Below are 21,516 nucleotides of genomic sequence, written 5' to 3' on the forward strand. Positions count from 1 at the left end.
GTTCTTCGCCGAGCCGGACGCGGTGGCCGAGCCGGCGTTCGCCGAGGCGTCCACCGTGGACGTCACGGATGCCCCGGTGATCGCCACGCGCCCCGACCCGGCCGACGCGTCCCTGCCGCCCGAGCTGGCCGAGGCCGCGCAGACGCTGTTCGGCGACCGGCTCGACCTCGCCGCCGCGTACGCCGAACTGCTGGCCACGGAGGGTGTGGTCCGGGGCCTGATCGGGCCCCGCGAGACGCCCCGGCTCTGGGACCGGCACCTGCTCAACTGCGCGGTGGTGGCGGAGCGGATCCCGCAGGGGGCCAGCGTGATCGACGTCGGCTCCGGGGCCGGACTGCCCGGCCTGGTGCTGGCGATCGCGCGGCCGGATCTCACCGTCACCCTCGTCGAACCGCTCGCCCGACGGGTCTCCTTCCTGGTCGAGGCGGTACAGCGCCTCGGGCTGACCCGGTCGGTCCGGGTCTTCCGGGGGCGGGCCGAGGAGGCGGCGGCCGGCTCCCGGGACCGCGACCCGCTGGTCGCCGACGTCGTCACGGCGCGCGCCGTGGCCGCGCTGGACCGACTCGCCACCTGGTGCCTCCCGCTGACGGTGCCGGGTGGGCGGCTGCTGGCTCTCAAGGGCGCGTCCGCGGCCGAGGAGATCACCGAGCACGCCGACGCCGTGGCTCGGCTCGGCGGTGGGGAGCCCGAGCTGCACCGGTGCGGCGTCGGGGTGATCGAGCCGGCCGCCACCGTCGTCGAGGTGGTCCGGGAGCGGGTGGTACGCCAGCCCAAGGCGAAGGGCCCGAAGCGCTCGCGCGGCGGTCGCCGTCGCGGTGGCCGGAATCGGGATCGCTGACCGGACAAGGCTTCCGGACGCGTCCGCCGGTCGTTGGACCGGGGGGAAGTGACCGGATCGATCTCAACCCGACATGGACCCGCCGCGCCCGTCGGCCGTAGGCTGACCGCGCGTCGATAGTGTGGAGCGGCGGTGCCGGGCGGCACCCGACCCCGACCGTTTCCGCCGGGCCGGTGACGCCGCGCGAAGAGCGGGGCCCGATTGACGGGTGCGGGCCGACCATCCGGAGCGGGTAGGGATGACAGGTGCATGACGACGGCAGGTATGACGATCCACGGCTGACCGGGGCCGGCGGGCGATCACCCGGCGATCCCGTTTCACGTGAAACCAACTACCAGGAGTGGGCGGTGGACGATCCCCGAGACGCATCCCCGCACCACCCCGCCGGCCCGGCCCCGAAGCCGGACGTGTCGCCGACCGGTGCCGTCCGGCCGGTGTCGTCCGCGCCGGCCAACGTACCGCCGGTCCGCGACCCGCACGATCCGAGCGATGGTCCGGTGAACGCCCCGACTCCCCGGCCGGCCGTGGCACGCGCGAACGCCGCGGTTCCCGCCCGCTTCGAGCCGCAGCCCCCGGTTTCCGCCGTGCCGCACCAGCCCGGCGCTTCCGACGCCGTCGAGGCACCCGCCGACACGCCACCGGCACCCGGGTTCGAGGACGAGACCGACGCCGCCACGTACGTTTCACGTGAAACCCCGACGCGCGAAGAGGATGACCCACCGTTGGCTATGGAGGCGATGCGCGCCGTGCAGATCCTGAATCCCAGTGGCGAGGTCTCCATGCCCCGCCCCGACCGGACCCGGGTGATGTGCGTCGCCAACCAGAAGGGTGGCGTGGGCAAGACCACCACCACCGTGAACCTCGCGGTGGCGCTCGCGCTGCACGGCAACCGTGTGCTCGTGGTCGACCTCGACCCGCAGGGCAACGCGTCCACCGGGCTGAACGTGCCGCACCACACCGGGGTGCCGGACGTCTACGACTGCCTGATCGACAGCGTGCCCCTCGCGGAGGTGGCTCAGGCGGTCGAGGGGATCCCCAACCTGTGGTGCGTGCCGGCGACCATAGATCTGGCCGGTGCCGAGATCGAGCTGGTCTCGGTGGTCGCCCGGGAGTCCCGGCTGTCGCGTGCGATCGAGGCGTACCCGGGGCACTTCGACTACGTCTTCATCGACTGCCCGCCCTCGCTCGGCCTGCTGACCGTCAACGCGTTGGTGGCCGCGCAGGAGGTGCTGATCCCCATCCAGTGCGAGTACTACGCCTTGGAGGGCCTCAACCAGTTGATAAACAACATCAACCTGGTACGCCAGCACCTGAACCCGAAGCTCGACGTCTCCACCATCCTGCTGACCATGTACGACCGGCGTACCCGGCTGGCCGACGCGGTGGAGCAGGACGTCCGGAACCACTTCGGTGACAAGGTCCTCCAAGCCGTCATCCCCCGCAACGTGCGCGTCTCCGAGGCACCGAGCTACGGCCAGTCGGTGATGACCTACGATCCCGGTTCGCGGGGCGCCACGAGCTACTTCGAGGCCGCCCAGGAGATCGCTGAGCGAGGGGTCAAGGAGCCGGTGAGCCGGAATGCGTAGTACGGAGAAGTCGCTGGGAGGCGTCGCATGAAGAACCGTCCCCGCGGCGGACTGGGCCGAGGGCTCGGCGCCCTCATCCCCACCGCACCACCGCCGGAGGCGACGCCGGCGGACACCGAGCCGGAAGCCGCACCGATGGCTCCCTCCCCGACTCCTCCGGTCGCCGATGTCACCGCCGCCGGAACCGACACGATCGGCGGCGGCCTGGCGCCGGCCGGCGAGCCCGAGATCGAACTGAGCCCGGTGCCCGGTGCGCGCTTCGCCGAGATCTCGGTCGACTCCATCGTGCCGAACCCGAAGCAGCCCCGGCACGTCTTCGACGAGGAGGCGCTGGAGGAGCTGAAGACCTCGATCCAGGAGGTCGGCTTCCTCCAGCCGATCGTCGTCCGCCAGCTCGACAGCGAGAAGTACGAACTCGTCATGGGTGAGCGGCGCTGGCGCGCCGCCCAGGCGGTCGGCCGGGAGAGCATCCCCGCCATCGTCCGGGACACCAAGGACGACGCGATGCTCCGGGACGCGCTGCTGGAGAACATCCACCGTGCGAACCTGAACCCGCTCGAAGAGGCGGCGGCCTACCAGCAACTGCTGGAGGAGTTCGGTGCCACCCACGAGGAACTGGCGCGGCGGATCGGCCGTAGCCGCCCGCAGATCTCCAACACCATCCGCCTGATGAACCTCCCCGCCGTCGTGCAGCGGCGGGTCGCCGCCGGGGTGCTCTCCGCCGGCCACGCCAGGGCGCTGCTGAGCCTCGACGACGCGGAGGCCCAGGAGAAGCTCGCCACCCGGATCGTCGCCGAGGGCATCTCCGTACGCGGCACCGAGGAACTGGTGGCCCTGGCGCTCGCCGACGGACCGGCGAAGGCCCCGGCCGCGAAGCGACGCACCAAGGCCCACGCGCCGGCGCTCTCCGACCTCGCCGACCGGCTCTCCGACCGGTTCGACACCCGGGTGAAGGTGGACATCGGCCGGAGCAAGGGCAAGATCACGATCGAGTTCGCGACGGTCGACGACCTGGAGCGGATCGTCGGCATCATCGGGGTGAGCGAAGAGGAGCAGCTCAAGGAGGAGTGATCCCCGCCCCGACCGCCGTCCGGCCGCACCGCCTTCCGAGGAGTGCGGCCGGTTCCGTTTCAGCGGGTCCGCGAGGGTCGCCGGCGCTGCGTCTCCCGCAGGAATGCCGAACGCCCTGGCCGCCCGGGTCCGGTTTCACGTGAAACCGGAGCAGCGATCCGAGTCGGGGCTCACCTCGCGCTGAAGGGCGGTCGATCGAGTGCTGCGGGTTGCCGACGTTGTCCCGCGACTCTCACAGAGGCGGCTCACATCCGATCTGTGCCATCGGAAAGCTCGTCCTGACCCCGTGACCACCAGCTCCGGCTCTTCGAGCCTCAGGGGCCAGCCTGGCCGCCTTTCCGTGGCGCAGGGTTCGCCACGTGATCGCGACTCTTCGCCCGGAAGATCGGCCAGCCGAGTCAGTAGTGTCTCGACCACGTCGGCAGCGGGGTCGGTCCCACTCATGCGGAGGCGGCACGACTCTGGTCCCGCAGTAGTCGACGGGGCCCGTCGATTCAGGAAGGCGCGTTGAGGACGGGTCGCTGCTCGGCGAGCGAAGCAGCGCCCCTGCATCAGGGTGTCGTCTCATGGGACGGATCGGTTTCACGTGAAACCGCTGCCGCGCGAATCGCTGCGGGTGAAGGCGGCCATGACTGGGGCTCAGCCGGCGCTCCGTAGTCCTCGGCCCACAACTGGCGGGTCGGCCGTAAGCCTCAGCGAGCTCGGAAGACGCGCGGCGGTGCGCCGAGCCACTGCCATCTCCGGTGCAGCCGGCGGCGCGGCGAGGACTCGGGGCGGCAGGCGATTCCATCCGAGCCGGGGCTTACCTCGCGCTGAAGGCCGGCCGATGGAGTACTGCGGGTTGCCGACATCGTTTCGCGACTCTCCCGACGGGATTGGCCGGATCGGCAAGTCGCCGAACCCAGCAGGGTGACGGCCCCGGCGAGTCAACGGCTCCGGCGAGTCAAAGGACCTCGCCGTCCGACAGGCCCGGCGAGTCGATCAGGAGCGGAGGAGCGAGCGGGGCTGGCGTCCTCCGTGATCGATGGGTCGGCCGGATCGGGGTCGAGCGGACAGCGGTCGGTTGGGTCCGTCCGTGAGGCGGACAGGCAGCGGGCGGCGGCACCGCCCATGCGTCGGACCGTAGGGCCGGCCGCAGGGCTCAGGCGGGTCGGGGGAGTTGTAGACGCAGGGGGCAGTCGGCGCCGAAGCCGCGCCGCCGTAGGCGCTCCGTTTCACGTGAAACGACCCCACCGAAGTCCCTTGGCGAGGCGGTGCGATCGCCGCAGCGGGATGGAGCAGCGTGCGAATATCCCCCGCGTCCGGCCGGTGCCGATCGGCGGCTGGATCGTTGTGAAGAAGGGGCCATCGGACCACCGAGTTATCCACAGCGGTTGTCCACAGGCTCACTCCGTTTCACGTGAAACAAGCGGCGGAAACCGTTGCTGAGCTGTGGATGACGCGCTGTGGTGGTGATCTCGGCACCCTGTGGACAACGCGGTGGACAACCGCTGTGGATAGTCCGGTGCCGGTGGGTCTCCGCCCGACGCGGGTAGGGACAGGCGTCGCCAACTCGGTTAGGGTCAGCGTCGTGCAGGACACCCCTCCCTCAGTCCCGGACTTCACCCAGTGGCCCTCCTTCCCGTTCGAGGGCGAGATCCGCGTCAAGCAGCTCGACGACCCCGTACCGGTCGAGCCTCCCCGGCGGGGTGAGGCGGACCGGGAGTGCACCGCCTGCAACGCGCCCGACGAGGCGTACATCTGGGTCGGCGAGCGGTGGCGGGTGCGCACCATGGACCGGCCCACCGGGCTGCCCATGGTGCTGATCCTGGAATCGCGTTCCCACCTCGATCTCGGTGACCTGCCGAACCTCCTCGCGGCGGAGCTTGGCGTGATGACCGTCCGCCTGGAGCGCGCCGTGCGCTCGCTGGACGGCGTGGCCCGTGTGCACGTCAACCGGTGGGGTGACGGCTCCGCGCACCTGCACATGTGGTTCCTGGCCCGCCCGTACGGGCGCCTGCAACTGCGGGGCACGTTCCTGTCGCTGTGGGACTCGATCCTGCCGCCGATCTCCGAGGAACAGTGGCGGGAGAATCTGGCCATGGTGGCCGCCTGGCTCGCCGAGTTCGGTGGCCGTCCGCTCGCTGAGCCGCCGCGCATCCAGTGGCAGGCGCCGTCGAGCCTCTCCGCGCAGTCGCCGGCGAGCTCGACGGAGGAGGCCGAGGAGGAAGCCGCGTCGGTCATCGAGGCCGCGGACGAGATCCCGGAGGCCGAGTCGACGGACGGGGATGCGAACGAGGTCGACCCGACCGGATCCACCGGCGAATCGGTCGCCACCGACCCGCCCGGCGCTGTGGTGCGATCGACCGGCGATATGAACGACGGCGACGGCGACGGCGACGGCGACGGCGACGGCGACGGGGGCGCGGACGTCGGCCGGGAACCGGAGCGGGACGCGACCGACTCCGCGGAGCCGGCCGGTGGTCCAGGTCACGTCAAGGAGGATGCGGCCGGGGCGGGTGGTCGCGCGCAGCGGGCCACCGCCGAGTAGGCCGCGCGACACTAGGCGGCGGCTCCGGGAGCGGGCCGTCGGGGAAGGTCAGCTCGGTCGGCGGGCCGCAGCCCGGGTGACAAGCGTCCCGAGGACCCGACCGAAGTCGAGCCCGGCCGCCTGGATGGCCAGCGGCAGCAGCGAGGTCTCGGTCATCCCGGGAGAGACGTTGACCTCCAGCACGTGCGGCCGGCCCTCCGCGTCGACGATCAGGTCGACCCGGGACACGTCGCGCAGCCCGAGCGCGGTGTGCGCGGCGAGCGCCACCTCGGTCACCCGCTGCGTGGTCGCGGCGTCGAGTCGGGCGGGCGCGTGCCAGGTGGTGCGCCCGGCCGTGTAGCGGGCGGCGTAGTCGTAGACCCCGTTGCGGGGCACGATCTCGACCGGCGGCAGGGCCTGCGGGCCCTCGCCCAGATCGAGCACCGAGACCGCCACGTCCATCCCGGGCACGTAGCGCTCCACCAGCGCCGTCTGGTCGTACGCGAAACAACCGACCATCGCGGCCGGCAGCGACGCGGCCTCCCGGACCACGGCGGCGCCCAGGCCGGAGCCGCCCTGCGCCGGCTTGACCATCAGCGGCAGCCCGAGACGGTCGACGATCCGGTCCAGGACGGCGACCGCGCCCAGCTCGGAGAAGCGATCGTGCGGCAGCGCCACCCAGTCGGGCGTGGGAATGCCGGCCTCGCGCAGCACGGCCTTGGCCGACGGCTTGTCCCAGGCGAGCCGGGAGGACCGGGCGTCGCAGCCCACGTAGGGCACGTCGCACAGGTCGAGCACGCCGCGCAGGGAACCGTCCTCGCCGGTCGCGCCGTGCAGGGCGATCACCACCGCGTCCGGCGGGTCGGCGGTCAGCGCGGGCAGCAGCGCGACGTCGGCGTCCCGCAGCTCGGCCTCGACGCCGACCGCGCGCAGCGCGTCGAGCACGCGGCGGCCGGACCGGAGCGAGACGTCCCGCTCGTAGGAGAGACCGCCGGCGAGCACCAGCACGCGCAGCTCGTCGGCGGAGGATCCGGTCACGGGAGTCGGTGCGGCAGGGCTGACGGCCATGCGGGCATCATGCCAAGTCGGGGCCGGGCGTGTCCGAGCCGCCCTGGCGGCGACGCGGCCCGGTGCCGCCGATCGCCCCGAACACCTTCCGCATGGCGATCTCCTGCTCCATCACCCCGGCCAGCCGGCGGACGCCCTCGCGGATCCGCTCCGGCGGCGGGAAGGAGAAGTTGAGCCGCATGTTGCCGGTGCCCGTCCCGTCGGCGTAGAAGCCGGTGCCCGGCACGTAGGCCACCCGGGCGGCGACGGCACGCGGCATCATCGCCTTGGCGTCGAGCCCGTCGGGCAGGGTGGCCCAGACGAAGAGCCCGCCGGTGGGCGTGGTCCAGGTGGTGCCCTCGGGCATCAGGTCGGCCAGCGCGTCGAGCAGCGCGTCCCGGCGCTCGCGGTAGACCTCACGGTAGATCTTGAGTTGCTCCCGCCACGGCATGGTGGCGAGGTAGGTCGAGACGGCCGCCTGGGCGAATCCGCTCGGGCAGAGGATCTGCGCCTCGCTGGCGATGACCAGCTTGTCGCGCACCGCGTGCGGGGCGAGGATCCAGCCCACCCGCAGGCCGGGGGCGAAGGTCTTGGAGAACGTGCTCAGGTAGAAGACCCCGTCGCGCCGCCGGGCCCGCAGCGGCGCGGGCGCCTCACCCTCGAAACCGAGCTGACCGTACGGGTCGTCCTCCACCACCAGCAGCCCGGCGCGCTCGCAGATGTCGAGCACCCGCTCCCGCCGCTCCTCGCTCAACGTCACGCCGGCGGGGTTCTGGTAGGTGGGGATGGTGTAGAGGAACTTCACCCGGCGGCCGGCCCGGGCCAGGTCGGCGATGGCCACCTCCAGCGCCTCCGGGATGAGGCCATCGTCGTCCATCGGCACGTGGGCGACCTGTGCCTGGGCGGCCTGGAACACCCCGAGCGCGCCGACGTACGTCGGGCCCTCGGCGAGCACCACGTCGCCCGGGTCGAGGAAGAGGCGGGCCACCAGGTCGAGCGCCTGCTGGCCGCCGACGGTCACCACCACGTCCTCCGGTGAGGCGCCGCAGGAGGCGTCAATCCCGGAGAGGGCCATCACCTCGCAGATCCGCTCACGCAGCTCCAGGGTGCCCTGGCCGATGCCGTACTGCAGGGTGGTGTTGCCGTGCTCGGCGCCGAGCCGGCCGAGCATCTCGCCCACCGCGTCGAGCGGCAGCGCGGCGATGTACGGCGCGCCCCCGGCGAGCGACACGACCTCCGGCCGGCTGGCCACCGCGAACAGGGCCCGGATCTCGGAGGCGGTCATCCCCCGCACACGCCGGGCGTACCGGTCGGTGTAGTCGTCGAGCGTCGTGCCGGTCATGACATCACCTCGATCGGGTGTCGGCGGGGCTGCCGCCCGGTGTGGTACCCGCGATGCCGGCATCCAATGGCGGCACGCGGCCGATTGGTCGATCGTAGTCCCTGGTGACCGGCGCGGAACCCGCCGTGTGGACACGTCCACATCGCGGACCGCCCCGGCCCGCCGCCGGGTGGGCGTTCGCGCGTCCACTCCCGCACCGGCGGGCAGGAGCGTACGATCGCTCGTCGGGAGCAGGAGGGCGGCGGGACACCGCGGTGGCCGACGCTCCGAGACTGTTTGGTGGGGTGCGCTCATGTCGCGACGTCTGGTCAGCCTGACCCTGGACACCCTGGAGGACCTCCCCCGATCCTGCCGGCGGTGCGTCTACTGGGAGCTGGACCCGGTCTCCGCCGAACGGGCCTGCGCGGCCGGCGACCCCGGCCTGGAGAAGGAGGCCTGGGTCTCCCAGACGCTGCTGGAGTGGGGTTCCTGCGGCAAGCTGGTCTACGTCGACGGGATGCCCGCCGGTTACGTCATGTACGCCCCACCGGCGTACGTTCCGCGCTCGATGGCGTTTCCCACCTCGCCGGTCTCGGCCGACGCGGCGTTGCTGACCACGGCGCACGTGGTGCCGGCGTTCGCCGACGGCGGCCTGGGCCGGATGCTCGTGCAGGGCGTCGCCCGTGACCTCACCAAGCGGGGCATCAAGGCGATCGAGGCGTTCGGCGACGCCAAGTTCGGCGACGACGCGGACGACCCGAACCGGGCCTGCCTCGCCCCGGCCGACTTCTTCCTGTCGGTGGGCTTCAAGACGGTCCGCCCGCACCCCCGCTACCCGCGCCTGCGGCTGGAGCTGCGCACCGCGCTGAGCTGGAAGTCCGACGTCGAGTACGCGCTGGAGAAGCTGCTCGGCTCGATGAGCCCGGAGACGCTGCTGCGCCCGGTCCGCCCGGCGCCGGCCACCCGCTCGACGAGCTGACCGGCTCAGTCGACCACGGTGCCGGCGGCCACGATCGCGCGCAGTTCGCTCACGTCGATCGAGCCGGTCGGCACGTCCCGCTCGATCGGCAGGTACATCCGCTGCACGCCGGCCACGATCGCCTCGACCACCCGGTCGCGGAACCGGGGGTCGACCAGCCGGGCCCGGTCCCGCGGTGAGGTCAGGTAGCCCACCTCGACGCGTACCGCGGGCATCCGGGTGAGCCGGAGCAGGTCCCACGCCTTGGCGTGGGTGCGGCAGTCGCGGAGCCCGGTGCGGGCCACGATCTCCCGCTGCACCAGCCCGGCCAGGCGTTCCCCGGTGGCCGAGGTGACGCCGTTGTCGGTGCCGTAGTGGTAGGTGGCGACCCCGTCGGCGTCCGGGTTGATGTGGCCGTCGGTGTGCAGGGAGATGAACACGTCCGCGCCGAGCGAGTTGGCGAGGTGCGCCCGGTCCGCGTCCGGTAGGCAGGTCAGCGGTGACGGGCCCCGGGTGAGCTGCACCCGTACGCCGGCCGCCGCGAGCCGGCCCTCCAGCCGGCTGGCCAGGTCGTGCACGAGGTCCGCCTCGCTCCACCGCAGCGCGCCGTCGGGCACCACCACGCCCGGGTCGGTGCCGCCGTGGCCCGGGTCGATCACCACGGTCCGGCCGACGAGCGTCGGGCCGGCCTGGCGGATGGCGTCGGACTCGCGCAGCCACTGCGGTCGTCCGCCGACCACCTTGCGGCCGAGGCGGCGCAGCGCGTTGACGGTGTGCGGGCCGCAGGCGCCGTCCGGTTTCAGCCCCATCTCGCGCTGGAACTGGGCCACCGCGCGGGAGGTGCGGATGCCGTAGATGGCGTCGGCGCGGCCCACGTCGTATCCCATCTCCAGCAGGCGTTCCTGGAGTGAGCGCACGTCCTCGCCGGTCAGCGGCTCGGGAATGGCGTGGTAGAGGGCGCGGGCGCCGAACCGCCAGCGGGCCGCGTCCAGCGCCCGCCAGGTCTCCGCGCCGACGCGTCCGTCCACGCTGAGGCCGCGGGACTGTTGGAAGGCACGGACCGCGCGTTCCGTCTGGGCGTCGTAGTCGTCGGCCCGGCCGTCTGCGGCGAGGAGATCCAGGCCGGCGAGGACGGTGCGGATCTCGGCCACCGCCGGGCCTCGGTCACCGGGTCGGATCGGACGCACGACGACCCCCTCTGCGCGGAAGCTGGCGGAGGCGGAACTCCGCCGGACGCCTACGGAGCGTACCGTGGCCGGTCACTAGGCGGGTTCGTGTTCGCGCAGGTCAGGAAAGCCGGAACCCCCGTCACCCGGGCGGGGTGACGGGGGTTCGGCGGTGTCGGGACCGGCCTCAGAGCGCCGACTCGATGAGCTTGACCAGCTCGCCCTTCGGCTTGGCGCCGGCGATCGACTGGACCGGCTCGCCGTTCTTGAAGATGGTCAGCGTCGGCACGGACATCACCCGGTAGGTGCGCGCCGTCTCGGGGTTCTCGTCGATGTTGAGCTTGACGATGGTGACCTGGTCACTCATCTCGCCCGCGATCTCCTCCAGCAGCGGCGAGACCTTGCGGCACGGACCGCACCACTCCGCCCAGAAGTCGACCAGAACCGGCTTGTCGGACTTCAGCACGTCACTTGCGAAGCTCGCGTCCGTGACCGCCTTGGTTGCTCCCACTATGAACCCCTCCTCCTCGTGAAAATTCTCAGCCCTGCAGGGTGGCGATGAACCGCTCGGCGTCGAGCGCGGCCGCGCACCCGGTGCCGGCCGCCGTGATGGCCTGCCGGTAGGTGTGGTCGACCACGTCGCCGGCGGCGAACACGCCGGGCACGTCGGTGCGGGTGCTGGGCGCCTGCACCTTCACGTAGCCCTCGTCGTCGAGCTCCACCTGGCCGCGGAACAGCTCGCTGCGTGGGTCGTGGCCGATCGCCACGAAGACGCCGGTGACGTCGAGCACCCTGCTCTCGCCGGTGTGCACGTTGCGCACCCGGACCCCGCTGACCTTGCCGTCGTCGCCGAGAATCTCCTCGACGGTGGTGTTCCACTCGACCTTGATCTTCTCGTTGCCGAGCGCCCGCTCCGCCATGATCTTGCTGGCCCGGAACGAGTCGCGGCGGTGGATGATGGTCACCGACTCGGCGAAGCGGGTGAGGAAGCTCGCCTCCTCCATCGCCGAGTCACCGCCGCCGACCACCACGATGTGCTGGTTGCGGAAGAAGAAGCCGTCACAGGTGGCGCAGGACGACACGCCGTGGCCCAGGTATTCCTGCTCGCCCGGCACGCCGAGTGGCCGCCAGGCCGAACCGGTGGAGAGGATCACGGCGCGGGCCCGGTAGGCGGTCTCGCCCACCCAGACCGTGCTCACCGCGTCGGAGCCGATCTCGCCGGTGTCCTTCAGCTCGACCCGGGTCACGTCGTCGGTGAGGAACTCGGCGCCGAACCGCTCGGCCTGCTTGCGCATGTTGTCCATCAGCTCGGGGCCGAGGATGCCGTCGGCGAAGCCGGGGAAGTTCTCCACCTCGGTGGTGGTCATCAGCGCGCCACCGGACTGCACGCCCTCGATCACCAACGGCTTGAGGTTGGCGCGTGCCGCGTAGACCGCCGCGGTGTAACCGGCCGGCCCGGAGCCGATGATGATCAGGTTGCGGACCTCGTCCACTGCCGTCTCCCGATGTGTGTGTTCGTCACCGGCGCGCACCGATGTCGATCCCTAGTGCCGGCCACGTCGAGCGACGCCGGCGCCTGACTTGCAGAACGTCATCGTACGAAGCGGGGATTCCCGAGCCGGTCGTCCGGTGGGTCAGGTCACGTGGCGGGACAGGCCCGGTGACCGCGGTTTCACCCTACCCGCGTGCGGAACCGGGTGTCCGCGCCGGACCCGGGTACGCCGCATTCCGGTCCGCTCACCCAGCCCCAGCGGCTGCCACCGGCGTCGGAGAACGTGACGACCAGCGCCGGGGCGCCCTGGAACCGCGCGTAGTCGATCAGGTCGACGCGGAGCGGGGTGGCGCCGTGCTCGGCACCGATCGCCGTCAGGCACGCGGCCAGGGCCTCGGGACGCATCAGCCGGTCCAGTCCACCGACGGCGGCCATGCGCCCCTTCTCCGTGGCAGAGAACGGGGTCTCCCGGCCGTCCTTCGCCGCGCCCGACGGCCCGGCCATGTCCGGCCGGACCGGGTCCTTGTCCTTCGAGGCGCCGCCCGCGCCGAGGGCGAAGCGTTCCGGCGTCCAGTCCGTGCCGCTGCGCACCGCCGGACCGGTGGTCCGGTACGGCGCGCCGGCGGCGGGCGCGGCCTCGCCGGCCGCCCGGTCGGCCGGGGTGCTGCGGTAGCCGCCCGCGTTCGTCAGCCAGCCGACGCCGAGACCCGCCGCGGCGACCGAGGCCGCGGCCAGCGCCACCGGCCCGGCGACCCGGGCCCAGCGCCGGGACCGCCGGCCCGGCCCGGTGTGCCGCTCGGGGCGGGACGCGGTGCCGGGTGGGCGGCTCGACCGGGCGGGTTGCGTCGGCACGGCGGGCGTCGTCGCGTCGCGGCCGGCCGGATCGGGCACGTGGCCGGCGGTCGGAGCGGGGCCGGCCCCGGCGAGGGCGGCGGTGATCCGGTCGGCCACCGCCGCCGGCAGCTCCGGCGCGGGCTCCGCCGCCCAGGCGGCCAGGTCGCCGTGGACCAGGTCCGTCGCGCGGGCCAGGGCGTCGTACGCCTCGCCCCAGGCCGGGTCCTGCTCGACCAGCCGGGCGACGGTGGCCTGCTCCGGGGTGCCGTCCAGCGCCCCGCCGAGATAGTCGGCGAGCAGGTCGTGGTCGACCTCGCTGAACTGGCGGGAACTCACGACTCCTCCTGGCTGGCGTCCGGTCGGGCGCGTCCCGACGAGGATCCGACGCCCTCGGGCGGCCGACGGTTCCCTGCCGTGACGCGGGGCACGTCCACCGGCTCGTCGGAGCCGGTGCGCAGGTGCCCGAGGACCACGGCGAGCCGGGCCCGGCCGCGGGCGCAGCGGCTCTTGACCGTCCCCTCGGCGACATCGAGGATCCGCGCCACCTCGGCCACCGGGTAGCCCTGCACGTCCACCAGGACCAGCGCCGCCCGTTGCTCCGCCGGCAGGGCGGCGAGCGCCTGCCGGACCACCAGCGCGGTGTCGTGGTCGCGCACGGGCGCGGCCGGTTCCACCCCGCCGGTGTGCCGGCCGGGGTCCCCGTCGCCGTGCACTCCGTCCGGCAGCGGGACGGTGGCGTGGGTCTGCCGTCGCCGCATCCGGTCCAGGCACGCGTTGACCACGATCCGGTGCAGCCAGGTGGTGACCGCCGAGTCGCCGCGGAAGCGGGCTGCGGCGCGGTGCGCCGACAGCATCGCGTCCTGGAGTGCGTCGGCGGCCTCCTCGCGGTCGCCGATCGTCCGCAGGGCCACCGCCCAGAGCCGGTCGCGGTGCCGCTGGAACAGCTCGGTGAATGCGTCCCGGTCGCCGGCGACGTGGGCCCGGAGCAGCTCCAGGTCGGACCGGGCCGCCGGCCCGTCGCCGGTCGCCGGGCCGGAGGTACGCGCGCCGGGACCCGCCATCACCACGTCCGGGGGAGGTGGCGCGGCGGGTACGGCGGGCGGCTCACGAGCCCTGGACCGTGATCTCCTGGACCCCCAGCTTCCAGCCGCCGCTGTCCTTCTCCGGCAGCTCGGTGATCCAGAAGAGGAGGTACTGGTACTTCTTGGCCGGGTCGAACCCGTTGAAGATCATGTTGGTGCCGGAGTCGCTGCTCTCGAACGGCTGCCCGATCACCGTGGGGTAGGCCGCGACGAGCTGCCCGTCGCCCTTGGAGGTGGACGGGAAGTCGCCGGTGGCGCCGGTGCGCAGCTCGGCGGCGGCCCCACCGGACGACAGCGTGGCCTGCAGGGACTTGACCGTGTGCGGGGCGCCCAGGTCGATCCAGATGCCCATGCCGTCCTTGAGGCCGCCGAACTTGCCGTTGTTCTTGTAGGTCTGGGTCTCCCAGCCGTCGTCGTCGCTGCCGTCCATGACCTTTTCGGCGTCACGTACCTCGGCGCGGTCCTTGCTCTTCGGATCGATGATCCGGACGTCCTGGATGGTGAGCTTGCGGGCCACCGGCGCGGCCGGCTCGGCGCTGCCGCCACCCGTGGCGGGGGCGCTGCTGGAGGGCTGGGACACCGGCTCCTTGTCACCGCCGTCACCGCCACCGAGCACGTTGATCCCGATGAACAGCCCGACCAGGGCCACCGCCAGCAGACCGGCGACGCCCAGCGCGACCTTGCGACCGCCGGCCGCGGCCAGCGGCGACGGCTCCTCGCCGGGGTCGGCGGTGAAGCGCAGCGGCCCGGCCTGCTCCAGGAACTGCTCGTCGGCCGGGATGTCGAGCCGGCTCAGCTCGGCGGACAGCACGTCCGACGAGGGCGGGGCGATCTCCGGGTCGAGCAGGTCCATGGTGAGGTCGTCGAGGTAGGCCGGCACCCCGGCGCGGACCTGGCGGGGTGCGGCGATGCCGCCGGCCGAGTCCCGGACGGCGTCGGGCAGCGCGGCCCGGCCGTGCCCGGCGGTGGCGCCGTGCAGCGGGGCCTCGCCGTGCGGCCAGTGCCCGGTGAGGGCGTAGTAGAGGACGCCGCCGACGGCCCGCAGGTCGTTCTCCTGGCTGTCCGCCCCGTCGGTACGCGCATCGGCCACCACCACCCGGCCGTCGTCGCTGATCATCACGGTGCCGGGGTGGATGTTGCCGTGCACCATGCCGGTGGCGTGCACCGCGGCCAGGGCGCTGGCGACGGCGTTGCCGATCGCGGTGGCGCGGGCCGGGTCCAGCGGGCCGTCGGCGGTCACCATCTCGCGCAGCGACTGCCCGTCCACCCACTCGCGGACCACGTAGGCCCGGTCGTCCTCGTCGATGGCGTCGTAGACGCCGACCAGGTTGGGGTGGATGACCCGGCTGGCGGCGACCGCGGCCTGGAGCATCTCGGTGGCGGAGTCGCCACCCGGATAGCGGAGGACCACCGCGACGGGCCGGCGCAGCACCACGTCGACACCGCGCCAGACCAGGCGGCCGGCGCTGTCGTTGTTGATGTGCTCGGCCAGCTCGTAGCGCTCGGCGAGGAGCTCACCGACGGTGGGAGCACCGAGGGTCACGACCGCCGGAGAGGTTTCCTCCGCTTCCTGACCCTCGCCGACCTGGGTCACCCGTCCTCCCTCGGTGATCGTGTCGATCGATGGACCCGTGTTGCTGGGCATGTGGTTTCCCGCTCTGGCTTCGGTGGAACCGGCACGGTCGACGTCGACGCCGGACGTACCCGTCGAGTGCGACCTTACCCGGGATGCCCGGTTCTCCGACATGTCATCTTCCCGCTGCGGCCGGCGGCAAGCCAGTCATCGCGGACACGCACCGCCAATCTAGAGGTTGACGGCAAGTGAGCGACGCAGGGGCGTGCCGGTGTGGCGCGCCTGTGGTTTCCCCGCCCCGGCCTGGGCACCCTCAGCCTTACGGTTGGTTGTCCACAGGCCGAGAGGCCCACTGGACGGCGGAATCCCGAGTTATCCACAGCCGTATCCCCAGCCTGGTGATCCTCGTTCACCGTCGGTCACGACCGCCCCGGGTCAGCGCCCGAGCCGCCGCCGCACCATCCCGACCACCTCGGTGATCTCGCTGATCCGCAGCAGCATGGCCAGCCCGAGGTACGTCCCGCCGATCACCGCGCCGCCGATCACCAACTGGATCGCGGCGGCCGGCCGGCTCAGGCCCTCCGGATCGCCGGGGAGTACCGCGACCACGAGCACGCCGACCAGCGCGGCGCCGAGCGCGGCCACCACCACCCGGCCGAAGGTCTTCATGATCCGGCCCAGCCCGATCCGCCCCACCCGGGGCCGCAGCAGCATGGCCGAGATGATCGCGGCGGCCAGGTACGACAGGGCGTTGCCGAGCATCATGCCGGCCGCCGCGAACGTGTTCGAGAAGATCAGGAACAGCCCCACCTGGAGCAGCACCCGAAGGATCACCACCGGGATGTTGACCAGGGCAGGGGTACGGGTGTCCGGCAGCGCGTAGAACGCGAACGTGAAGAGCTGGCTGACCGCGAACGGCACCAGGCCGAGCGCCGCGACCAGCAGCACCGTCGAGGTGGCCACCGCGTTGTCGCCGGTGAACGCGCCGTAGCGGAACACCACCACGGAGATCGGGCCGGCGAGCACCGCGTAGCAGACCGCGATCGGGGCCAGCACCGCGCTGACCATCCGGGTGCCGCGGGACAGGTCGGCGGTGACGTCGCCGAACCGGCCCTCCGCGGCGGCGGCGCTCATCCGGGGCATCAGCGCGGTGATGATCGAGACCGCGATGATGCCGTGCGCCATCATCAGCAGCAGGAAGACGTTGTTGTAGATCAGCAGGCCGGCGTTGTTGCCGCCGGCCGCGCGGGTGAGCAGGTTGACCACCACGAACAGGCCGAGCTGGTTGACCCCGACGTAGCAGAACATCCAGCCGCCGAGCCGGGCCAGCTCGGCCAGGCCGAGCGCGCGGAAGTCGAAGCGCCACTTCCACCGGAAGTCGACCTTGCGCAGCGCGGGCAGCAGGCCGGCGGTCTGGACCGCGACACCGAGCAGCGTGCCGCCACCGATCAGCAGGATCCGCCCCCCGCTCATCTCGCCGGGCTGGATGATGTTCGCGCCGAAGACCCCGATGTAGACCCCGCAGACGGCGATGACCACCAGGTTGTTCAGGATCGGCGCCCACATCGGCGCGGCGAAGTGGCCGCGGGTGTTCAGCACCGCGGCGATCAGCGCGCTCACCCCGGTGAAGAACAGCATCGGCAGCATCAGGTACGACAGGCCGGTGACCAGGCCGCGGTAGTCCTCGTCCTTGCCGCCCGCGTAGATGGCGGTCAGCACCGGCGCGGCGATCAGGGCGATCGCCACGGTGACGGCCAGCGCCAGCACGGCCAGCGTGAGCAGCCGCTGCGAGTACGCCTCGCCCCGGTCCGGGTCGGACTTGCGCCGCCGGACCAGCACCGGGATCAGCACGCTGGTCAGCACGCCGCCGAGCAGGAACTCGTACACCTGGTTCGGCAGGAAGATCGCGGTGGTGTACGCGTCGCCGACCAGCGCGCCACCGAGCGCGGCGCCGATCATCAGGTTGCGGATGAAGCCGGTGCCCCGGCTGACCAGGCTGCCGATCGCCATCACCGCGCTGTTCGCCGCGGCGCTGGTCTCGCCGACCACCTCCTGCGGCGGGGCGACCGCCTCGACGCCGGGCTGGTTCAGCGGCTCCGCCGAGATGAAGGTGGCGCCGTCGTCCGGCGGCAGGCCGCCGTCGTGCGCGTTCGCGCTGCGGTAGAGCCCGCCGCCGCTCATCTGCCAGCCTCCAAGGGGGGTACGCCGGAACCGGGCCCGGACGGCCCCGCACAACCGGAACCATAGTCAACCTCGGCCGGTTACCCGCGCCCGGCGCGGTCGATCCACCCCCGGCCCGATAGGCTGGCGATCCCATGTCCGAAGCCTCCGCCTCCGCTTCCGCCGCCGAACGCCACGAGCTGACCGCCGCGCAGCGCAACGCCGTCGCCGAACTGCTCCGCGTGTCCCCGGTCGCGGACGAGCTGGGTCGGCGTTTTGCCCGAGCCGGTCACGAACTGCACCTGGTGGGGGGGTCCGTCCGGGACGCGCTGCTCGGCCGGCTCGGCAACGACCTCGACTTCTGCACCGACGCCCACCCGGACGAGACCGTCAAGGTCATCCGGGGCTGGGCCGAGTCGATCTGGGAGACCGGCCGCGAGTTCGGCACCATCGCCTGCCAGCGCGACGGGCTCACGCTGGAGATCACCACCTTCCGGGCGGAGGTCTACGACCAGGTCAGCCGCAACCCGGTGGTGCAGTACGGCACCAGCCTGACCGAGGACCTGAAGCGCCGCGACTTCACCGTGAACGCGATGGCGGTGAGTCTCCCCGACCACCGGTTCACCGACCCGTACGGCGGCCTGGCCGACCTCACCGCCAAGGTCATCCGTACCCCTGGGACGCCGCAGGAGTCGTTCCGCGACGACCCGCTGCGGATGCTGCGGGCGGCCCGGTTCGCCGCCCAGCTCCGCTTCGCCGTCCACCCCGACGTCCGCGCGGCGATGACCCGGATGGCGTCCGACCTCGACCGGATCACCGCCGAGCGGATCCGGGACGAGTTCACCAAGCTGCTGTGCGGCGTCGACCCGGTGACCGGGCTGCGCCTGCTGGTCGACACCGGCCTGGCCGAGCGCTTCCTGCCGGAGCTGACCGGGCTCAAGCTCACCATCGACGAGCACGCCCAGCACAAGGACGTCTACGAGCACACCCTCACCGTGGTCCTCAACGCGATGTCGATGGAGGAGGAGGGCTGCGACTTCGTGCTGCGGATGGCCGCGCTGATGCACGACATCGGCAAGCCCGGCACCAAGGCGGTCGGCGCGGACGGCCGGGTCAGCTTCCACCACCACGAGGTGGTCGGGGCGCGGCTGACCAAGGCCCGGATGAAGGCGATGCGCTATCCCAAGGACGTCACCTCCCAGGTGGTCAAGCTGGTCGGGCTGCACCTGCGCTTCTACGGGTACGGCCGGGGCGAGTGGACCGACTCGGCGGTGCGCCGGTACGTCACCGACGCCGGCGACCTGCTGTCCCGGCTGCACAAGCTGACCCGTTCCGACTGCACCACCCGCAACCGTCGGAAGGCGGCCCAGCTCGCGGCCGACTACGACGCCCTGGAGGAGCGGATCGCCCGGATCGCCGCCGAGGAGGACCTGGCCCGGGTCCGGCCCGACCTGGACGGCAACGCGATCATGGAGTTGCTCGGCGTGCCGCCGGGGCCGGTGGTCGGCCGTGCCTGGCAGCACCTCAAGGAGCTGCGCCTGGAGCGCGGGCCGCTGGACCGCGACGAGGCCGAGGCGGAGCTGCTGCGCTGGGCGCGCGCCGAGGGCATCGTCGGCTGATCCCGCGACGCCGTCGAAATTCGACGACGATACGCCGGCGTGTCGACCGAACGGATGACGTGCTCCGGTCGATGTCTCCCGCATGATGTTGGTCATCACCAGCCGTCCCGCTCGACGGCACGGCTGTCCTGATCGCATCCGCCCGTCCCCTCCGGACGGTCGCTGGACACGGGGAGACCATTCAGTGTCACGCCACGGCGCGTTGCGCCGCTCCGCGTTGGTGGGGATCGCCCTCACCTCCGCCACCTCAATCCTCTGCGCCACCACCGCCGGCCCGGCGCTGGCCGCCCCGGACGGCCCGAAGCGCGCCCCGGTACGCGGCGCCGACACGGGCCAGGCGGTGCCCGGCCGCTACATCGTCGTCCTGAAGGACGGCAAGGCCAGCCCGGCCAAGACGAAGTCCGCCGCGTCGGCCCTCGCCGGTGAGCACGGCGGTTCCGTCCGCCGGGTGTTCGGCAAGGCGCTGCACGGCTACTCGGCCAGCATGGACCGCCGGCAGGCCGAGCGCCTGGCCGCGGACCCCGACGTCGCGTACGTCCAGCAGGTCCAGCGCTACCGGGCCACCGACACCCAGACCGCCCCGCCGTGGGGCCTGGACCGGCTCGACCAGCTCAAGACCAAGACGGACGGCAAGTACACCTACTCGTCGACCGGCGCCGGGGTGACCGCGTACGTCATCGACACCGGCATCGACATCGACCACCAGGACTTCGGCGGGCGGGCCGTGAACGGCTACGACGCGGTCGAGCAGGACGACGTCGCGCAGGACTGCGACGGGCACGGCACGCACGTGGCCGGCACCCTCGGCGGCACGAAGTACGGCGTGGCCAAGGACGTCAAGCTGGTCGCGGTCCGGGTGCTCGACTGCGCCGGCAGCGGCGACAGCGAAACCGTGATCGCTGGCGTCGACTGGGTGACCACGCACGCCAGCGGGCCTTCCGTGGCCAACATGAGCCTCGGCGACGACAAGACCGACCAGGCGCTCAACGACGCGATCAACCGGTCCATCAACTCCGGCATCACCTACGCGGTCGCGGCCGGTAACAGTTGGAAGGACGCCTGCGGCTCCTCGCCGGCGAACGTGCCGGCCGCCATCACGGTCGGCGCCACCGACCGGCTGGACATGCGGACCTGGTTCTCCAACTACGGCCGCTGCCTGGACACGTTCGCGCCCGGCGCGGGCATCGTCTCGGCGAAGGCCGGCACCGCCTCCGGCTCGACGGCGATGAGCGGCACCTCGATGGCCTCCCCGCACGTGGCGGGCGCCGCCGCGCTGCTGCTGGAGACGCACCCGACCTGGACGCCGCAGCAGGTGCGCGACTCCGTCGTCACGACCGGCGTCGGCGGCGCCGTGCACGACACCATGGGCTCGCTGGACCGGCTGCTGCACGTCGGCAACCCGGTGACGGCCCGCGGCTCGTACGCCCTCAAGGCCCAGGTCAACGGCCGTTACGTGGTCGCGGAGAGCGCTGGCGCGAAGCCGCTGATCGCGCGCGGCACGTCCATCGGCGCGTGGGAGAAGTACGACCTGGTCGACGCCGGCGCGGGCCTGTTCGGTCTGCGTGCCCGGGTCACCAACAAGTTCGTCACGGCGGAGAGCGCCGGCGCGAAGCCGCTGATCGCCCGCTCGGCCACCATCGGCGCCTGGGAGAAGTTCCAGGTCGTCGACAACACCGACGGCTCGATCAGCCTCAAGGCGGCGGTCAACGGCAAGTACGTCACCGCGCCGAGCACCACCTCCCCGCTGATCGCCAGCAAGACCGCGATCGGCACCGCCGAGAAGTTCGACTTCGACGCCCCGGCCCCGATCGTCGGCATCAAGGCGGTCGCCAACGGCAAGTTCGTGACCGCGGAGAGCGGCGGTGCGAAGCCGCTGATCGCCCGCTCGGCCAGCGTGGGCGCCTGGGAGAAGTACGAGGTCGTCAGCGTGGGTGACGGCTTCTTCGGCCTGAAGGCGCTGATCAACAGCAAGTACGTGACGGCGGAGAGCGCCGGTGCGAAGCCGCTGATCGCCCGCTCGGCCACCATCGGCGCCTGGGAGGTCTTCGACGTCCTCGACTACAACGCCGACGGCTCCGTCTACCTGCGGGCCAACGCCAACGGCAAGGCGGTCACCGCGGGCAGCACCGGCGCCAGCCAGCTCATCGCCGGCCGCGTCATCGACTGGGACAGCGAGACCCTCGGCCTCGCCGCCGGCGAGAAGTTCGTCCTCGCCGCGCTCTGAACCGCACCACATATAACGGCGCCCGCCGGCTCCCCG

16 protein-coding genes are annotated in these 21,516 nt (G+C 72.5%); 7 read left to right on the forward strand and 9 right to left on the reverse strand.

Annotated elements, in window-relative coordinates; translation table 11 throughout:
- Positions 1 to 79 precede the first annotated feature (79 nt).
- From rsmG to H1D33_RS24140, 4 genes are all read left to right on the forward strand, one after another.
- On the forward strand, positions 80 to 838 hold the full coding sequence (rsmG, locus tag H1D33_RS24125; protein WP_246412146.1) for a 16S rRNA (guanine(527)-N(7))-methyltransferase RsmG: 759 nt from the start codon (positions 80 to 82) through the stop codon (positions 836 to 838).
- Between the two features lie 245 nt (positions 839 to 1,083).
- Positions 1,084 to 2,424: a ParA family protein gene (locus H1D33_RS24130; RefSeq protein ID WP_281370415.1), complete on the forward strand. Its 1,341-nt coding sequence runs from the start codon at positions 1,084 to 1,086 to the stop codon at positions 2,422 to 2,424.
- A 27-nt stretch (positions 2,425 to 2,451) separates the two neighbouring features.
- Entirely contained in the window at positions 2,452 to 3,495 is a 1,044-nt protein-coding gene (locus H1D33_RS24135) for a ParB/RepB/Spo0J family partition protein (RefSeq protein ID WP_181570990.1), read from the forward strand.
- A gap of 1,570 nt (positions 3,496 to 5,065) precedes the next feature.
- Complete coding sequence (locus tag H1D33_RS24140) at positions 5,066 to 6,025, forward strand: hypothetical protein (protein ID WP_246411903.1); 960 nt, start codon at positions 5,066 to 5,068, stop codon at positions 6,023 to 6,025.
- 48 nt (positions 6,026 to 6,073) lie between these two features.
- Here H1D33_RS24140 and H1D33_RS24145 read toward each other — a convergent pair whose 3' ends face one another.
- Positions 6,074 to 7,072 (reverse strand): D-alanine--D-alanine ligase family protein, encoded by a 999-nt coding sequence (locus H1D33_RS24145; RefSeq protein ID WP_181570989.1) that lies wholly within the window; start codon positions 7,070 to 7,072, stop codon positions 6,074 to 6,076.
- Between the two features lie 7 nt (positions 7,073 to 7,079).
- Positions 7,080 to 8,393, reverse strand: coding sequence for an aminotransferase-like domain-containing protein (locus H1D33_RS24150; protein ID WP_181570988.1), 1,314 nt, complete (start codon positions 8,391 to 8,393; stop codon positions 7,080 to 7,082).
- Positions 8,394 to 8,685: 292 nt separating this feature from the next.
- Here H1D33_RS24150 and H1D33_RS24155 point away from each other — a divergent pair, with 292 nt between their 5' ends.
- A complete protein-coding gene (locus H1D33_RS24155; RefSeq protein ID WP_091061860.1) occupies positions 8,686 to 9,351 on the forward strand; it encodes a GNAT family N-acetyltransferase in 666 nt (221 codons plus the stop codon).
- A 5-nt stretch (positions 9,352 to 9,356) separates the two neighbouring features.
- On the opposite strand, the gene H1D33_RS24160 is transcribed toward H1D33_RS24155, so the two are convergent.
- The 7 genes from H1D33_RS24160 to murJ form a co-directional block, all read right to left on the reverse strand.
- Entirely contained in the window at positions 9,357 to 10,517 is a 1,161-nt protein-coding gene (locus H1D33_RS24160; protein WP_181570987.1) for an N-acetylmuramoyl-L-alanine amidase, read from the reverse strand.
- Positions 10,518 to 10,683: 166 nt separating this feature from the next.
- A complete protein-coding gene (gene trxA, locus H1D33_RS24165) occupies positions 10,684 to 11,007 on the reverse strand; it encodes a thioredoxin (RefSeq protein WP_181570986.1) in 324 nt (107 codons plus the stop codon).
- A gap of 28 nt (positions 11,008 to 11,035) precedes the next feature.
- Positions 11,036 to 11,989: a thioredoxin-disulfide reductase gene (gene trxB / locus H1D33_RS24170; RefSeq protein WP_181570985.1), complete on the reverse strand. Its 954-nt coding sequence runs from the start codon at positions 11,987 to 11,989 to the stop codon at positions 11,036 to 11,038.
- A gap of 179 nt (positions 11,990 to 12,168) precedes the next feature.
- On the reverse strand, positions 12,169 to 13,158 hold the full coding sequence (locus H1D33_RS24175) for a hypothetical protein (RefSeq protein WP_181570984.1): 990 nt from the start codon (positions 13,156 to 13,158) through the stop codon (positions 12,169 to 12,171).
- The gene (sigM, locus tag H1D33_RS24180; RefSeq protein ID WP_181570983.1) at positions 13,155 to 13,883 is read right to left on the reverse strand and encodes an RNA polymerase sigma factor SigM; all 729 of its coding nucleotides are present in this window, start codon (positions 13,881 to 13,883) and stop codon (positions 13,155 to 13,157) included. Before sigM ends, H1D33_RS24175 begins: the two co-directional genes overlap by 4 nt.
- Positions 13,884 to 13,926: 43 nt before the next feature.
- Positions 13,927 to 15,549, reverse strand: a complete 1,623-nt coding sequence (locus tag H1D33_RS24185) for a protein kinase family protein (protein ID WP_181570982.1) — start codon at positions 15,547 to 15,549, stop codon at positions 13,927 to 13,929.
- A 363-nt stretch (positions 15,550 to 15,912) separates the two neighbouring features.
- Complete coding sequence (murJ, locus tag H1D33_RS24190) at positions 15,913 to 17,658, reverse strand: murein biosynthesis integral membrane protein MurJ (protein WP_181570981.1); 1,746 nt, start codon at positions 17,656 to 17,658, stop codon at positions 15,913 to 15,915.
- A gap of 134 nt (positions 17,659 to 17,792) precedes the next feature.
- Here murJ and H1D33_RS24195 point away from each other — a divergent pair, with 134 nt between their 5' ends.
- Complete coding sequence (locus tag H1D33_RS24195) at positions 17,793 to 19,256, forward strand: CCA tRNA nucleotidyltransferase (protein WP_181570980.1); 1,464 nt, start codon at positions 17,793 to 17,795, stop codon at positions 19,254 to 19,256.
- 184 nt (positions 19,257 to 19,440) lie between these two features.
- The gene (locus H1D33_RS24200) at positions 19,441 to 21,480 is read left to right on the forward strand and encodes a S8 family peptidase (RefSeq protein ID WP_181570979.1); all 2,040 of its coding nucleotides are present in this window, start codon (positions 19,441 to 19,443) and stop codon (positions 21,478 to 21,480) included.
- Positions 21,481 to 21,516 lie beyond the last annotated feature (36 nt).

This window comes from Micromonospora ferruginea (assembly GCF_013694245.2).
Lineage (GTDB): Bacteria > Actinomycetota > Actinomycetes > Mycobacteriales > Micromonosporaceae > Micromonospora > Micromonospora robiginosa.

What these genes read in the sequence shown, in the direction of transcription:
- H1D33_RS24135 (WP_181570990.1), top strand. Translation starts at nt 2,452, where the DNA reads ATGAAGAACCGTCCCCGCGGCGGACTGGGCCGAGGGCTCGGCGCCCTC.
- H1D33_RS24145 (WP_181570989.1), bottom strand. Translation starts at nt 7,072, where the DNA reads ATGGCCGTCAGCCCTGCCGCACCGACTCCCGTGACCGGATCCTCCGCC.
- H1D33_RS24150 (WP_181570988.1), bottom strand. Translation starts at nt 8,393, where the DNA reads ATGACCGGCACGACGCTCGACGACTACACCGACCGGTACGCCCGGCGT.
- H1D33_RS24155 (WP_091061860.1), top strand. Translation starts at nt 8,686, where the DNA reads ATGTCGCGACGTCTGGTCAGCCTGACCCTGGACACCCTGGAGGACCTC.
- sigM (WP_181570983.1), bottom strand. Translation starts at nt 13,883, where the DNA reads ATGGCGGGTCCCGGCGCGCGTACCTCCGGCCCGGCGACCGGCGACGGG.
- H1D33_RS24185 (WP_181570982.1), bottom strand. Translation starts at nt 15,549, where the DNA reads ATGCCCAGCAACACGGGTCCATCGATCGACACGATCACCGAGGGAGGA.
- murJ (WP_181570981.1), bottom strand. Translation starts at nt 17,658, where the DNA reads ATGAGCGGCGGCGGGCTCTACCGCAGCGCGAACGCGCACGACGGCGGC.
- H1D33_RS24195 (WP_181570980.1), top strand. Translation starts at nt 17,793, where the DNA reads ATGTCCGAAGCCTCCGCCTCCGCTTCCGCCGCCGAACGCCACGAGCTG.